General features: G+C 69.3%; 15 protein-coding genes. 11 read left to right on the top strand and 4 right to left on the bottom strand.

All coding sequences use genetic code 11. From position 1 onward, the window contains the following. The first annotated feature begins 751 nt into the window (after positions 1-751). The 11 genes from ATK30_RS06200 to ATK30_RS06155 all read left to right on the top strand — a co-directional run bounded on the left by ATK30_RS06200 (position 752) and on the right by ATK30_RS06155 (position 9,272). A complete protein-coding gene (locus tag ATK30_RS06200) occupies positions 752-1,528 on the top strand; it encodes a GntR family transcriptional regulator (protein WP_101434719.1) in 777 nt (258 codons plus the stop codon). Positions 1,529-1,748: 220 nt separating this feature from the next. Further along, complete coding sequence (locus ATK30_RS06195) at positions 1,749-2,867, top strand: TIGR03364 family FAD-dependent oxidoreductase (RefSeq protein WP_101434718.1); 1,119 nt, start codon at positions 1,749-1,751, stop codon at positions 2,865-2,867. After that, positions 2,861-3,553, top strand: a complete 693-nt coding sequence (locus tag ATK30_RS06190) for a phosphonatase-like hydrolase (RefSeq protein WP_101434717.1) — start codon at positions 2,861-2,863, stop codon at positions 3,551-3,553. Before ATK30_RS06195 ends, ATK30_RS06190 begins: the two co-directional genes overlap by 7 nt. Further along, positions 3,550-4,584, top strand: a complete 1,035-nt coding sequence (locus ATK30_RS06185; RefSeq protein ID WP_101434716.1) for a 2-aminoethylphosphonate ABC transporter substrate-binding protein — start codon at positions 3,550-3,552, stop codon at positions 4,582-4,584. Before ATK30_RS06190 ends, ATK30_RS06185 begins: the two co-directional genes overlap by 4 nt. After that, positions 4,581-5,648 carry an ABC transporter ATP-binding protein gene (locus ATK30_RS06180; RefSeq protein WP_101434715.1) on the top strand — a complete coding sequence of 356 codons (1,068 nt, stop codon included), beginning with the start codon at positions 4,581-4,583 and terminating at the stop codon, positions 5,646-5,648. Before ATK30_RS06185 ends, ATK30_RS06180 begins: the two co-directional genes overlap by 4 nt. Further along, on the top strand, positions 5,645-6,508 hold the full coding sequence (locus tag ATK30_RS06175; RefSeq protein ID WP_101434714.1) for a 2-aminoethylphosphonate ABC transporter permease subunit: 864 nt from the start codon (positions 5,645-5,647) through the stop codon (positions 6,506-6,508). The genes ATK30_RS06180 and ATK30_RS06175 overlap by 4 nt, the downstream gene beginning before the upstream one ends. After that, positions 6,486-7,283: an ABC transporter permease gene (locus ATK30_RS06170; RefSeq protein ID WP_101434713.1), complete on the top strand. Its 798-nt coding sequence runs from the start codon at positions 6,486-6,488 to the stop codon at positions 7,281-7,283. Before ATK30_RS06175 ends, ATK30_RS06170 begins: the two co-directional genes overlap by 23 nt. A 109-nt stretch (positions 7,284-7,392) precedes the next feature. After that, the gene (locus ATK30_RS46825) at positions 7,393-7,524 is read left to right on the top strand and encodes a hypothetical protein (RefSeq protein ID WP_279629984.1); all 132 of its coding nucleotides are present in this window, start codon (positions 7,393-7,395) and stop codon (positions 7,522-7,524) included. A 16-nt stretch (positions 7,525-7,540) separates the two neighbouring features. Beyond that, entirely contained in the window at positions 7,541-7,849 is a 309-nt protein-coding gene (locus ATK30_RS46035; protein WP_244194532.1) for a hypothetical protein, read from the top strand. A 44-nt stretch (positions 7,850-7,893) separates the two neighbouring features. Then, positions 7,894-8,400 carry a hypothetical protein gene (locus tag ATK30_RS06160; RefSeq protein WP_244194531.1) on the top strand — a complete coding sequence of 169 codons (507 nt, stop codon included), beginning with the start codon at positions 7,894-7,896 and terminating at the stop codon, positions 8,398-8,400. 434 nt (positions 8,401-8,834) lie between these two features. Then, complete coding sequence (locus ATK30_RS06155; protein WP_101434710.1) at positions 8,835-9,272, top strand: SRPBCC family protein; 438 nt, start codon at positions 8,835-8,837, stop codon at positions 9,270-9,272. Positions 9,273-9,295: 23 nt separating this feature from the next. Here ATK30_RS06155 and ATK30_RS06150 read toward each other — a convergent pair whose 3' ends face one another. The 4 genes from ATK30_RS06150 to ATK30_RS06135 form a co-directional block, all read right to left on the bottom strand. Further along, on the bottom strand, positions 9,296-10,957 hold the full coding sequence (locus tag ATK30_RS06150) for a fumarate hydratase (RefSeq protein ID WP_101434709.1): 1,662 nt from the start codon (positions 10,955-10,957) through the stop codon (positions 9,296-9,298). Between the two features lie 834 nt (positions 10,958-11,791). Further along, positions 11,792-12,823, bottom strand: coding sequence for a sigma-70 family RNA polymerase sigma factor (locus tag ATK30_RS06145; protein WP_101434708.1), 1,032 nt, complete (start codon positions 12,821-12,823; stop codon positions 11,792-11,794). A 277-nt stretch (positions 12,824-13,100) separates the two neighbouring features. Next, positions 13,101-13,526, bottom strand: a complete 426-nt coding sequence (gene dtd, locus ATK30_RS06140; RefSeq protein WP_101434707.1) for a D-aminoacyl-tRNA deacylase — start codon at positions 13,524-13,526, stop codon at positions 13,101-13,103. Further along, positions 13,523-15,028 (bottom strand): DUF7782 domain-containing protein, encoded by a 1,506-nt coding sequence (locus ATK30_RS06135; protein WP_416332611.1) that lies wholly within the window; start codon positions 15,026-15,028, stop codon positions 13,523-13,525. Before ATK30_RS06135 ends, dtd begins: the two co-directional genes overlap by 4 nt. Positions 15,029-15,047: the final 19 nt, after the last annotated feature.

Here is a 15,047-nt window from a genome sequence, read left to right as displayed (position 1 = left end):
GGAGCGAGGGGGACTTTCGCGCACCGGATGCGGCAAACCGACGCCCGGCCAACCGGAAGCCCTGCCAGGGAGCAAAAACGAGTCAGGTCAGCGCGCGATCTCTCGACGGTGCACCAAGTGCGCCACCGCGCCCGACCCGAGTACCAAGCAGCCGCTGATCACCGAAGCGACCGGCAAGCTGAACGCCAGCGCCGCTTACCCCAGCCATGGCGCCGCCGAAGCGAGCGGGGGCCTGGACTCGCGCCGATCGCGTACGGCCCCAATCCACCACATGGCCAGTGTCAGTCCAAAGCGAGCGGAATCGTCCGCGCCGGGTCGCGGATTTACTCCGAGCGTGGCCAGCCGCGCGCATAATCGGCGAACGCGAAGAACGGCAATCCGGCCGCTTCGAGCACTCCGTCGCCATGAGAACGGGGTCCACGGGGAAGCTGGCCGAGTCCGGGCGCGGCGTACGCAGCGACGCTCAGCGTCAAAGCCGGGCAACTCGCCGTTTTCCCGGCGACGAATCCCCAACCCGCTATGTATCCCCAAAGTTCACCCACGCGAGCGCGTCCGTACACGTAGGTGCCACCGGATGCCCGAACCCGCGGCACACGCAGTTTGGGCAAACGCGGTGCCGATCATCGAACCGAGTCCGATAAAACTTGGCGAGGCCGAGACTGCGGGCCAAAGGCATTGCGACGTCCTCCCATAGGGTCAGTTCGCGAGACGGCGAACCGCGCGCCGCGTGTCTGGCATAGGCTCGGTTCTCGTGCCCACGTCTTCGCCGCTGTCCCGCCTGTCCGCCGACGGACCGGTCCGCGACGGCATCCCGGATCACGGCCGCGTGCCGCGCTACTACGCGGTGAAGGTCGAGCTGCTCGCCGTTATCGCCGAATTGGGCGAAGGCAGCGCGTTGCCCACGGAACGCGAGCTGTGCGAACGGTTCGAAGTCTCCCGCGCGACGGTCCGGCAGGCGGTGGGCGAGCTGGTCCTCGAAGGCAGGCTGTCGCGACGGCAGGGGAGCGGCACATACGTCGCCCCGCCGAAGCTGGTCCAGCCGCTCGCGCTCGTCAGCTACACCGAAGGCCTGCGGCGTCAAGGCATCCGCCCCGGCCGCACGCTGATCACGCTCGAACGCCGCGCCGCGGGCACCGGATTGGCCGCCGACCTGCGGATCGAACCGGACTCCGAGGTGCTCCACCTGGAACGCGTGCTGCTCGCCGACGACGAGCGCGTCGGCCTCGAATCGACCTTCCTCCGCGCCGACAAATTCCCCACGTTGCTGGATGATTTCGACCCGGAGCAGTCGCTGTACGCGCACCTGCGCGACGAACTGGGCGTGGTCTTCGACGGGGCCGAGGAACGCGTGGAAACCGTGCTCGCGACCCCCCGCGAGGCGCTGCTCATCGGCACGAACCCGGCGCTGCCGATGCTGCTGATGCACCGCGTGTCGTGGGGTCCGGACGGCGAGCCGTTCGAGCGGGTCCGGTCGCTTTACCGCGGGGACCGGCTGAGTTTCGTCACGCGACTGAGCCGCGTCGAGTAGTCGAGCAGTCGAGTAGCTGTCGCGGGCCGGGCACCCGGCCTGATCCTGCGGTGGTTGACCAGCGCATCCGCGCGCCTGTCGTCCTGCGCGTTTCCCCGTGCCCGCCCAGCCGGAAAGATAACAGAACGGTAACTCATCCGGTCCAATATTCGAGGCTGCTTCACCTGGCGTTCCCCGTGCCGACAGCCTCCGTTGAGCGCGGGCGGCGACTGTTGCGGCCGTGCGAATCCTCATCGTTGGCGGCGGCGTGCTCGGCACCCAGCACGCCTGGCAGGCCGTGGAACGCGGCCACGAAGTCCTCCAGCTCGAACGCGAGCCGGAGGCGCGCGGAGCGTCCGTCCGCAACTTTGGACTGGTCTGGGTCGGCGGTCGCGCCGCCGGTCCGGAGCTGGAGACGGCGGTGCGCGCCCGGGAGCTGTGGGAGCGGATCGGCGAACGCGTGCCCGCGCTGGGCTTCCGGCCGAACGGCTCGCTGACGGTCGTCCGCACCGAGGCCGAACTGGCCGTCGCGCAGGAGGTCGTCGCCGGGCCGGGGGCGGCTGAGCGCGGCTTCAAACTCCTTGACGCGAAGGAGACTCGGGCGCTGAACCCCGCTCTGCGCGGCAACTTCACCGGAGCGTTGTGGTGCGAGCGGGACGCGGCGGTCGAGCCTCGGACCGCACAGCCCGCGCTCCGCGAAGCCCTCGAAGCGAGCGGGCGGTACCGCTGGTTGCCGGGCCGTGAGGTGCGGAACCTCATCGACCACGGCGTCGTGGACGACCACGGCGAGCGGCACGAAGGCGACGTCGTGGTGTTCTGCACCGGCGCGTGGCTCGGCGGGCTGGTCCGCGAGATCGCGGGCGAGATCCCGGTGCGGCGGGTCCGGCTGCAGATGGCGCAGACCGAACCGCTCGGCGAACCGTTGCCCACCAGCGTCGCGGACGGCGACAGCTTCCGCTACTACCCGGCTTACCGCGGCGCGGCCCTCGACGCGATGAACGAACGCCAGCCGCAAGGCGAAATCGCCGCGCAGAACGCGATGCAACTGCTGATGGTGCAGCGTCGTGACGGCTCGCTCACCATCGGCGACACGCACGAGTACGCGCAGCCGTTTCCCTTCGACGTCACCGAAGACCCGTACGAACACCTCGCCGAAGTGGCGGGCGCGTTGCTCGGCCGGCCGCTGCCGAAGATCCGCCGTCGCTGGGCCGGCGTGTACGCGCAGGCAACCGACCGGACCGCGGTGGTGCACCGGGAACGGTTGTCCGGCAACGCTTTCCTCGTCACCGGCCCTGGCGGCCGGGGAATGACCTGCTCGCCCGCAATCGCCGAAGACACCGCAAAGGAGCTGGGCTGGTGACCACCGAACTCGTCGTGCTCGACATGGCCGGCACGACCGTCGCGGACGACGGACTGGTCGAACGCGCTTTCACCGCGGCGATCGCCGCCGCCGGAGTGTCCGAAGAGGACGAACGATACGCCGGAATGCTCGACTACGTCCGGGAAACCATGGGCCAGTCGAAGATCACCGTGTTCCGCGCGCTGCTCGGCGACGAAGACCTCGCCCAGCGCGCGAACACCGAATTCGAGGGCTCGTACGGACGGCTGGTCGCGGCCGGGGAGTGCAAGCCGATCCCCGGCGCGGAGGAGACCATCCGAAGCCTGCGCGACCAGGGCGTCCGAGTTGCTCTCACCACTGGATTCGCGCCCGCGACACAGCGTGCGCTGCTCGACGCGCTCGGCTGGCAGGACCTCGCCGACTTCGCGCTCGCTCCCGGCGACGGCGTGCGCGGCCGCCCGTATCCCGACCTGATTCTCGCCGTCGCGCTGAAACTGCAGGTCACCGACGTCCGCAACATCGCGGTGGTCGGCGACACCCCCACTGATGTCCGCACCGGCCTCGCCGCCGGCGCCGGAATCGCCGCCGGAGTGCTCACCGGCGCCAGCAACCGAGGCGACCTGGAAGCCGCAGGCGCCACCCACGTTCTCGACTCCGTCTCCGCTCTCCCCGCCGTGCTAGACCTCGAAGGAGCCACCCAGTCATGAACCTCCGGAAAGCGACCGTCGTCGCTCTCGTCGCGGCCCTCGCCGCCCTGTTGTCCGCCTGCGGCGGCACGGCGGGCGGCGCGTCCGGCGACCAGACCGTCACCGTCTACACCGCCGACGGGCTCGAGGACTGGTACAACGCCCGGTTCGCCGAGTTCAAACAGCAGACCGGGATCACCGTCCAGGCCGTCACCGCCGGTTCCGCCGAAGTCGTTTCGCGCGTGGGCAAGGAGAAGGCCAACACCCAGGCCGACGTCCTCGTGACGCTCCCGCCGTTCGTTCAGCAAGCGGCGAAGGAAGGCCTGCTCGCCACGTCCGCGCCGAAGGGCGTCGACCAGGTTCCGGCCGCGCAGAAGGACCCGCAGGGCCGCTACTACGCGATGATGAACAACTACCTCAGCTTCATCTACAACCCGCAGCAGGCGAACCCGGCTCCGAAGACCTGGAACGACCTGCTCGACCCGAAGTACAAGGGCAAGCTCCAGTACTCGACGCCGGGCGAGGCGGGCGACGGCACCGCGGTGCTGCTGCAGGCCCAGCACGTCTTCGGCGACCAGGGCGCGCTCGACTACCTCGGCCGGTTGCAGGCCAACAACGTCGGTCCGTCGTCGTCCACCGGCAAGCTGCAGCCGAAGGTCGCGAAGGGCGAGGTGCTCGTCGCCAACGGGGACCTGCAGATGAACCTCGCCGAAATCGACAAGAGCGGCGGGTTCTCGGTGTTCTTCCCGGCCGACGCACAGGGCAAGCGGTCCACCTTCGCGCTGCCGTACTTCGCCGGTCTGGTCAACAACGCGCCGCACGCGGACAACGCCCGCAAGCTGCTCGACTTCCTGTTCTCGCCGGAAACCCAGGCCAAGGCCAGCGACGCGTACGGCATCCCGGCCCGCACCGACGTCAAGCCGCAGGGACCGAAGGCGGAGAAGATCACCGCCGCGATGTCCGGAGTGGACGTGTGGAACCCGGATTGGAACGCCGTCCTCGGCCGCCTCGACGCCGACCTCGCCGCGTACCGGAAGGCCACCGGACAGTGACTCCGGCAGTCGAGTTCCGCGGCGTATCCGTCCACTTCGGAGCGACGCAAGCGCTTGCCCCGCTGGATCTTTCGGTAGCGCGCGGCGAAACGCTCGCCCTGCTGGGGCCCTCCGGCTCCGGCAAATCGACCGCGCTCAAGGCGCTCGCCGGGTTCCTCCGGCCGAGCGCCGGACGGGTGCTGCTCGACGGCCAGGACGTCACCGACCTGCCGCCGCATCGGCGTGGACTCGGCGTGGTGGTGCAGAGCTACGCGCTGTTCCCGCACCAGCGGGTCGCCGACAATGTCGCGTTTGGACTGAAGGCTCGGAAGACGCGCCGGGCGGACGTGACGCGGCGCGTCGGCGAGGTGCTCGAACTGGTCGGGATGAGCGAGTACGCGCGGCGGTATCCCCGTGAGCTGTCCGGCGGGCAGCAGCAGCGGGTCGCGTTGGCGAGGGCGCTCGCGATCCGGCCCAATGTGCTGTTGCTCGACGAACCACTGTCCGCATTGGACGCCGCGCTGCGCGAGGACATGGTCGCGGAACTGCTGCGGCTGCGAGCCGAATTGCCGGACACGACGCTGATCTACGTCACCCACGACCAGAGCGAAGCGCTCGCGCTCGCCGACCGGATCGCGGTGCTGCGCGACTCCCGGCTGGTCGAACTCGGCCCGTGCGAACAGCTGTACCGCCGCCCGGCCACCGAGTTCACCGCGAGTTTCCTCGGTGCGGCGAACCTGATCCCGGTGGAACTGGTGCGCGCGGACGGAACGGTCGCGACGGTCCGGCTGGCCGGGCGCGAACTGTCCGCCGAACCGTCCGGCACTCTCCAGCCGGAGCGGCCGGTGGCGCTCGGCGTGCGGCCGCACCGGATTTCGGTCGGCGAACTCGGACCGGGCACGTTCCCGGCACTGGTGCGCGGGGTGCAGTGGCGCGGCTCCGGATACCGGCTCGACCTGCGGCTCACCGACGAGATCTGCGACATCCGCGCCGAGGTGCCGGACGGTCCGGCGCTGCCCGCGGTCGGCGACCGGGTCGGGGTGTCCATTCCGGACGGATGTCCGCTGGTGGGGGTGGGCGGATGACCGGCCTCGCCCTCGACGCCGCCTCGGTCGCCCCCATTCGTCGCGGCACCCGGCCTCGCCGGTACCGGATCGGCTGGCTGCTCCCGCCCGCGATCGTGGTCGCCGGCTTCTTCGGCTACCCGCTGGTGCTGGTGATCCTGCAGTCGTTCACCGCGCAGGACGGCAGTTTCGGGCTTTCGGTGTGGGCACAAGTGCTGTCGTCGCCGGAATTCGGCCGCGCGGTGTGGCAGACGGTGTTGCTGGCCTTGGGGTCCACCGTCGGCTGCGTGCTGCTCGGCGGATTTCTCGCGCTGGTTGTCGCGTTCGTCCCGTTTCCCGGGGCGACGGTGCTGGCCCGGCTGGTGGACACGGTGCTGGCGTTCCCGTCGTTCCTGATCGCACTGGCCTTCACGTTCCTTTACGGCGGTGCGGGAGTCTTTGGCACCGCGGGGTTTCTGTACTCGCCGTGGGGGGTGCTGCTCGCTGAGATCACCTTCTACACGCCGTTCGTGATGCGGCCCGCGCTCGCCGCGTTCAGCCAAGTTCCGTCGGCGCAATTGGACGTGGCGGCGAGTCTCGGTGCGCGGCCAGGTCGCGTGTTGTGGCGGGTCGTGCTGCCGGAAGCGTTGCCGTCGCTCGCGTCCGGGGCGTGCCTGGTGCTGCTGTTGACGATGAACGAGTTCGGCATCGTGCTGTTCCTCGGCGCCAAGGGCGTCTCGACGTTGCCGATGCTGGTGTACGGCAAGGGGATCGTCACGTTCGACTTCCCGTCCGCGTCGGTGGTCGCGGTGGTGAATGTGGTGCTGTCGCTGGTCCTCTACGCGGTTTACCGGCGAGTGGTCGGGAGAGGAGGCCGTCGTGCTGCTGTGGACGCGGCGTAGCCGGTTGCTGGTGTGGCTGGTGTTCGGCGTGGTTTTCCTCGCCGTGGTGGCCGCGCCGCTAGTGATGATCGTGCTGGCGTCGTTCGCCGGAAGTTGGACCGGCGTGCTGCCGAGCGGGCTCACCGGGGCGCATTACGCCGAGGCACTGTCCGGCGAGACGTTCGCGAGCCTGTCGGTGAGCGTGCAGACCGGTGTGATCACTTCGCTGGTCTCGGTGCTGATCGGAACCTGGGCCGCGCTGGCCGTCGACCACGCGCCGCCGCGGTTGCGCCGGATCGCGGATTCGCTGTTCCACCTGCCGATCGCGGTGCCGTCGGTGGTGCTCGGCCTCGCGTTGCTGGTCGCGTTCAGCCGTCCGCCGCTGGCGTTCAACGGCACGCGCTGGATCGTGCTGGCAGGACACCTGATGATCCTGCTGCCCTTCGCTTACAGCACGGTTTCCGCCGCGCTGCAACGCGTTGATCCGCTGCTCGCGCAGGCCGCGGCGAGCCTCGGCGCGCGTCCGGTGCGAGTGCTGCTGCGAGTCCGGTTGCCGGTGCTGCTGCCCGCTATGTCGGCTTCGGCCGGTTTGGCGCTGGCGATGTCGATGGGCGAATTGGGCGCGACGATGATGCTGTACCCGCCGGACTGGCGGACGCTCCCGGCGACCATTTTCACCCTGACTGACCGGGGACAGGTGTTTCTCGCGTCGGCGAGCACGGTGCTGTTGCTGGTGGTGACATTGGCCGGAGTGGTGCTGCTGGGACTGGTGCGAGGGAAGGCTTCGGCTCGGTGAAGCAGTTTTGCGCTCGGGTGCAACCTCCGGGGCCGTAATTCCGTCCGCGTTGCATGCGGACTACAGGGAAAATCGTGGGAGCGAGCGCGCTGCTGCTGACGGTCGCGGCGTGCGGGGGCAACGGAACCGTGGCTGCGCCGAGTTCCTCGGCGTCCCCGCCGTCCAGTTCGGTGTCGGTTTCCTCGCCGCCGCCGTCTTCGTCGTCGGTTGCGCCGCCGCCGACCTCAGCGCCGCCGAATAGCCGTCCTACGCAGGGTGTGCCGCCTGGGGATACCTCGCTTGCTCCGGAGCAGATCAACGCTTCGGCACTGCCGGCTGGCTACCCGCACGACGTCACGCTTGCCGAGGGCGGCACGGTCGTCGTGATCCAGGCCGAGGAGGGCGGATGCGACAAGATCAGTGCGAAGGCAGGGGAGCAGACGGCGACTCAGGTGGTCGTGGTCGTGACGATCACCAAGCCGCCGCACGGGCAGATGTGCCCAATGCACGTGCGGGAGATTTCGTTGCCGGTCCGGCTCGCCGCGCCGCTGGGCGGACGCGAATTGGTGCTGAAGCCCGGTCCGTGAAGATCGGGTGCAACCCGCCGCGGCGCTCGCGCCGTCCAAGGATCATGAGGTACTCGAGGAAGCTGATCGGAACGACACGACTGGCAGGCGCGGCACTGGTGCTCACGATGGCGGCCGCGTGCGGCGGCCCGACGAACATGGCGAACGCACCAGCGTCCGGGTCCGAGACCGCGCCGCAGGGCGGCAGCGCAAGCAGCTCGCCCTCGGTGCCGCCGCCCGGCAAACCCCAGTTCGACCCGCCGCGAGGAGCGGTCCGGGTTCCGGACAACCGGGTGGACGGGACCGCGCTGCCCAAGACGTTCCCGAAGGAGGTTTATTCGGACAACGGGGGGACGGTGCTGGTGGTGCGCGCAGAGGAAGGCGGCTGCGGGCACGCGCTCGGGGAAGCTGTCGAGCAGACTGCGCAGAAGGTGGTCGTGGATTTGAGCGAGACCAAGGCGCAGACCGGGCAGATGTGCACGATGGATTTGCGGCATCCGGTGATTTCGGTGGCGTTGGGGGCGCCGTTGGGGCAGAGGACTGTGGTGTTGAAGCAGTCTCCGCCTCGGTGATGCCGGGTTGGTGATGGGTCGGACGGTGCTGTCGGGGGATCGTTCGGCTCGTCGCCCTGGGGGGCGACATTGCTTTGGATAGTTGCGTGGGGCACCCCGAAGCCCAAGTGTGCTGACGGTCTGGGGGTGCTTGTCAAGGCGGGAAAGATGCCTTGACAAGCACCCCCAGACCGCAGGGAGGCTTCGTATCGGGGTGCGGGGGTGGTGTGGGTGCCTCGATTGTTGGATGCGTCGGCTGCGGTTTTGGTGCGTGGCTTGGGAGCGTGGTCGCGTTGGGGGCGCGGGTGCGGGGTGGTCCGTGAAGGGGTCCCTCACGGGCGGCAGGGGTGGCTAGTCCACAGTGGACACTGTGGCGCGGACGTATGCGGCGAAGGGTGGCGTTTCGTGGGTGCGCCGATGGCCTCTGTGGCGGTCGGGCCCTAGGCTCTGCGGCTATGGGAACTCGCCAGGTTTCGCGCAGTGCCGTTGTCGCTGCTGCGCCGGAGCAGATTTTCGCGTTGCTTGCTGATCCGGCTCAGCATCCGCTCATTGACGGGTCGGGGACGGTGCGGGCCAGCCGGGGGTCGGCGCCGGCGCGGTTGTCGTTGGGGGCGCGGTTCGGCATGGAGATGCGGATGGGTGCGCCGTACCGGATTCAGAACACTGTGGTCGAGTTCGAGGAGAATCGGCTGATCGCCTGGCGGCACTTCTCCGGGCATCGGTGGCGCTGGCTGCTTGAGCCGGCGGGGGACGGGCGCACTGAAGTCACCGAGACGTTCGATTGGTCTACCGCGCGGTCGCCGCTCGCGATTCGGTTGTTGGGGTTTCCCCGGCGCAACGCCGAGGCCATCGAGAAGACCCTCGCCCGGTTGGGCGGGATGTTTCCCGGCTGACCTCGGCGCGCGCGTGAGGGGAATCAGCGGAAGCTGATCTGCAGCACCGGTTCGCTGGTTTCGGAGAAGAAGTCGTTGCCCTTGTCGTCGATGACGATGAACGCGGGGAACTCTTCGACCTCGATTTTCCAGACTGCTTCCATGCCGAGCTCGGCGTACTCGAGGACGTCGACCTTCTTGATGCAGTCCTTCGCCAGCCGCGCGGCCGGACCGCCGATCGAGCCCAGGTAGAAGCCGCCGTGTTCCTTGCACGCGGCGGTGACCTGCTTCGAGCGGTTGCCCTTCGCCAGCATCACGAGCGAGCCGCCCGCTGCCTGGAACTGGGCGACGTACGAGTCCATCCGGCCGGCCGTCGTCGGACCGAACGAGCCGGACGCGTAGCCGTCCGGGGTCTTCGCCGGGCCCGCGTAGTAGACCGGGTGGTCACGGAGGTACTGGGGCATCTCCTCGCCGGCGTCCAGGCGCTCGGCGATCTTGGCGTGCGCGATGTCGCGTGCCACGACCAGCGGGCCGGTCAGCGACAGGCGCGTCTTCACCGGCAGTTGCGACAGCTGCGCGCGGATCTGGTCCATCGGCTGGTTGAGATCGACCGACACGACCTCGTCGGACAGGTCGTCCTCGGTGACGTCCGGGAGGAAGCGGGCCGGGTCGCGTTCGAGCTGCTCGATGAACACGCCCTCGCTCGTGATTTTCGCCTTCGCCTGGCGGTCGGCCGAGCACGACACAGCGACGCCGACCGGGCAGCTCGCGCCATGGCGGGGCAGGCGGATCACGCGGACGTCGTGGCAGAAGTACTTGCCGCCGAACTGCGCGCCGATGCCGAACTGGCGCGTCATCTCCAGCACCTGCTGCTCGAGGTCGCGGTCTCGGAACGCGTGGCCCAGTTCGGAACCCTCGGTCGGCAGGTTGTCCAGGTAGCGCGCGGAGGCGAGCTTCGCGACCTTGAGGTTGAACTCCGCCGACATGCCGCCGACGACGATCGCCAGGTGGTACGGCGGGCACGCGGCGGTGCCCAGGCTGCGCAGCTTCTCGTCCAGGAACCGGGCGAGCCGCTTCGGGTTCAGGACCGCCTTGGTTTCCTGGTACAGGAACGTCTTGTTGGCGCTGCCGCCGCCCTTGGCCATGAACAGGAACTCATACGACGGGTCTGCCGCATCAGAATCCTTGTGGTAGAGCTCGACCTGCGCCGGGAGGTTCGTGCCGGTGTTGCGCTCTTCCCAGAAGTTCAGCGGGGCCATCTGCGAGTAGCGCAGATTGAGCTGCTGGTAGGCGTCGAAAATGCCCTTCGACAGCGCGCGCTCGTCGTCGCCCCCGGACAGCACGCCCTCGGTGCGCTTGCCGATGACGATCGCGGTGCCGGTGTCCTGGCACATCGGCAGCACGCCGCCGGCCGAGATGGCCGCGTTGCGGAGCAGGTCCATCGCGACGAAACGGTCGTTGCCGCTGGCTTCGGGATCGTCGACGATCGCGCGCAGCTGCTGCAGGTGTGACGTACGCAACAGGTGCTGGATGTCGGTGATCGCCGTGCGCGCGAGCGTCGTCAGCGCCTCCGGGTCGACCTTCAGAAACTTCCGCCCGGCGGCTTCGACGGTCTCGACGCCGTCGGCGGTGACCAGCCGGTACTCGGTGGTGGTGTCCTTGCCGAGCGGCAGGACTTCGGTGTGCTGGAACGTGGTGGGCGGCACAGCGAGGCTCCTTTGCCCTGATCGGGATTGGCCCACGGTACTCAGCGGGTTTCGCCCGGTCGCACCGGCGCGGGGGCGCTGTGGGATAGCGCACGCCGACGGTGGTTCCCGCGGGTTTTCGCAGGGCAAGGTCGGGAGGCCGGGCCCACCCCGACGGACCCGACCTCCCGGGGAAAGCGGGCCGGATGCGCACACACCCGCCCCGCGTGACTAACGGGACCCCGCCGGCGCGTTGACCGGACGCCGCACGGCGGGGATCGCGAACGCTTGCTACCCACTGCCCAGAACGGCCAAACGCGAATGAGCAACGAATTCCACGATCGGGTGCGCGGAGTGGTGACGGGATTGCGGTGGGTGCCAGTAGAACTTGGACAAATCGGATAAATAAAGACAGAAAAGGAGGATCTTGTCCACCAGAAGTGGCTCAAGTGACTCAAGTGGCTTTTGGGGGCTACTGAGGCTGGTGATGGCGATGAGGCGATGTGCCGACAATCCGAACCCCGGTCATCGCCGCGACCGGGCCGGCGAATCCGGGGCCCGGACAAGACAAAACCCCCGGTCCGGAAGCCGAACCGGGGGTTCCGCGCAACCAGCGGCGCGAACCGCTGCCCATCGAAACAATCTTCTGGCCGAAGGTTTCCGTCCCGCCTGACCGGCCCCACCCGGTCCCCACGGAAAACCGCGACCTGCCTGCCCGCGTGCTCGCCGCGGCCGGGCTCACCGGACCCCGCGCCCGGTCAGTCCGCTACGGAAGCCTGAATCAGCTCGCGGACCGGCTTCTCCGCCCTCGCCGGAGACCGGGTCCCGAATCCCGGTCCCGGAGAGGGAAGAAACTCAGCTGGCGTACGCCCGCAGCCGGTCGGCCCGCTCGCCCTGGCGCAGCTTCGCCATGACCTCGCGCTCGATCTGCCGCACGCGCTCCCGCGAGAGGCCGAAGTGCTTGCCGATCTGGTCGAGCGTGCGCGGCTGGCCGTCGTCGAGGCCGTAGCGGAGCCGGATGACGTGCTGTTCGCGGTCGTCCAGCGTCGCCAGGACACGGCGGAGGTCGTCCTGCAGCAGACCGGAGATCACGGCGCTCTCGGCGTCGGTCGCCTCCGAGTCCTCGATGAAGTCGCCCAGCGGGGCGTCCTCCTCGGTGCCCACCGGCATGTCGAGGCTCACCGGGTCGCGGGACTGGTCGAGCAGGTCGGAGATCTTGTGCACCGGGATGCCCGATTCGGCGCTCAGTTCCTCGTGCGTCGCGTCACGGCCCAGCTGCTGGTGCAGGTCGCGGCGGATGCGGGCCAGCTTGTTCACCTGTTCGACCAGGTGGACCGGCAGCCGGATGGTGCGGCCCTGGTCCGCCATGCCGCGGGTGATGGCCTGGCGGATCCACCACGTGGCGTACGTGGAGAACTTGAACCCCTTGGAGTAGTCGAACTTCTCCACCGCGCGGATCAGGCCCAGGTTCCCCTCCTGGATCAGGTCGAGCAGCGGCATGCCCCGTCCGGTGTAGCGCTTCGCGAGCGACACCACGAGCCGGAGGTTGGCCTCCAGCAGGTGGTTCTTCGCGGTGTGGCCGTCGCGCACCAGCGCGCGCAGTTCCTTGCGGCGCTGCGGCGTGAGGTCCTCGGCGGTGTCGAGCATGTGCTGGGCGAAGACCCCGGCTTCGATCCGCTTCGCCAGCTCGACCTCGTCGGCCGCGGTGAGCAGCGCGGTCTTGCCGATGCCGTTCAGGTACACGCGCACCAGGTCGGCGGCGGGGCTCTGGGCGTCGAGGTCGGCGTCGGTGAGCGCCCCCACGCTCACCCGCTCCTCGGACTGCTGTGCTGGAATCCCGCGCTCGCGAATCCCGCGCGCTTCGCGTTCGAGAGTCTGGACTGACATTCTGCCTCCCCGGTCACGGGCTGAACGTGTCTCGCCGGCGCCTGCGGAACGGGGCCTGTGGAATCCCGTGTCCGCGGGCCCAGCCGGCTTGGCTGGACATCGGTCTCAACGCTCCGGGAAGGTGAAACGTTCCCGGCTCGCTGAAATGAGGACGGGCGTACCCGCCCCGCGGTTGCTCCACCAAAACTGAGGTTTTGCTGAGAACCCGTCCGCTCCGGGAAATGCGTGCGAATCGCGCGCTGTGTCTTCGATGTTACGCGGGCTGATCCAATGTGGTCTAGACCTCAACGAGAACGGTGAACGGGCCGTCGTTCACGCTCTCCACCGCCATCTCCGCGCCGAACCGTCCGGTCGAGACGGTCGCGCCGCGGCCGCGCAGTTCCGCGACCACGGCGTCCACCAGGGGTTCGGCGATTTCCGGCCGGGCGGCGGCGGTCCACGACGGGCGGCGGCCCTTGCGGGTGTCTCCGTAGAGCGTGAACTGCGACACCACGAGCAGCGGGGCACCGGTCGTCGCGCACGATTCTTCGTCCCGCAGCAACCGGAGTTCGTGAAGTTTGCGCGCCATCGTTTCGGCTTTTGCGGGATCGTCGTCCCGGTGCACGCCCAGCAGCACGAGCAGGCCCGGTTCTTTGATCTCTCCGGCAGTCTCCCCCGCGACGGTCACGCTCGCGCGGGTTACCCGCGCCGCGACCGCCCTCACTGCGGCGAACCCGGCACGAGCATGCCGTGTCGCACGAGTTCGCGGACGATCGGCAAAGCGGCGGCGGTCAGTTCGGCCGAATCGAGGCCCTGCGCGGCGGACAACAGGTCCAGCAGATCCGACAGCGGCAGCGCGCCGCGGCAACCCGCGAGCAGCCGCGTGGTGAGTTCGTCGACCTCGTGCTGCCAACCGGGTCCGTCCGTGCGGTGCAACCGGCGCACGGTCGTTTCCCAGCCTTCATCGCCGGGAGAGTCGACGCGTTCGAGCAGCACTGTGTCGGGTACCCGAAACGCTACGTCCAACACGTTGTCGCCGTGTGTGCGCAGCCACTCGACGCGGTCGAGCCAGTTCGCTGCTTCAGGGCCCAGCGGGTCGTCGTAAGCCTGTCGCAGGTCTTCGCAGACAACAGTCGGCGTCTGACCGTTTGCGCGCCGCAGCGTCACGAAGCCGAATCCGATGCCCTGTACGTCGTTTTCGGTGAACCAGTCGAGCCAGGCCGCAGCCTTGGCGCGGCCTTCGGGCGAGCGCGGGTCGATGCCTTCGTCACGCAGCCAGGTGCCGACGTACAGGCCTGGGTCGGCGACGTCGCGCTGTACGAACCAGGCGTCGGTCTCAGGCGGCAGCCAACGCGAGACGCGGTCGCCCCAGTCTTCGCCGTTTCGGTGCAGCCACGACGCGAGGAGCTGACCGGTGCCGCCGTCGTTGAGGAAGCTCGGCAGCTGACGGACGACCAGCGCGCTCGCGTCGTCGCCGGCCAGGCCGGAGTCGCGGTAGGTGTAGTCGACGCGCGGCGGCCCGACCACGAACGGCGGGTTGCACACCACCTGGTCGAACCGGCGGCGCGCGACCGGCGCGAACCATTCGCCGCGCAGCAGCTCGACCTCCAGCTCGTTCAGCCGGAAGGTGCCCGCGGCCAGGGCGAGCGCGCGGGCCGACACGTCGGTCGCGGTCACCCGCTGTGCGTGTCTGGTCGCGTGCAGTGCCTGGACGCCGTTGCCGGTGCCCAGGTCGAGGAGGGTGCCGACGGGGCGGCGGCTGGTCGCGCGGATCAGGCTCAGCGACGCGTGCCCGACGCCGAGCACGTGGTCCTCGGGCACGACGTGGCCGAGCATGTCGGCGTCGAGGTCGGAGACGACCCACCACGAACCGTCGTCGTCGCCGTGCGGGCGGATGTCGAGCGCGGCGCGGAACTCGTCCCCGACAGCCCGGAGGATGCCCGCGGCCACCGCGTCGTCCGCGGTGAGCGGCGCGAACGCCGACGAGACCGCCTTCTCCGGCTCGGCGAGACCGAGCAGGAACAGCCGGATGAAAACGCCGAGGTCCCCGGCGTCGAGGCTCGCGCGGCGGGCGGGTTCGGGCTCGCCGCGGCCGAGCGCCGTGTGCGCTGCGCCGCCGAGCGCGTCGACGACGCCGTCAGCGTCGTAGCCGGTGCGCCGGAACGCTTCGCGCAGCCGCGCGCAGACGTCGTCGGAAAGGTCGGGAAGAGGCGTGTTGGTGCTCACGATGGGTAAGCCTGCCACG

It is taken from the genome of Amycolatopsis echigonensis (assembly GCF_002846615.1).
Classification (GTDB): domain Bacteria; phylum Actinomycetota; class Actinomycetes; order Mycobacteriales; family Pseudonocardiaceae; genus Amycolatopsis; species Amycolatopsis echigonensis.
The sequence above is the reverse complement of the archived record's forward strand: the minus strand, read 5'-3'. Positions and strand labels throughout refer to the sequence as shown.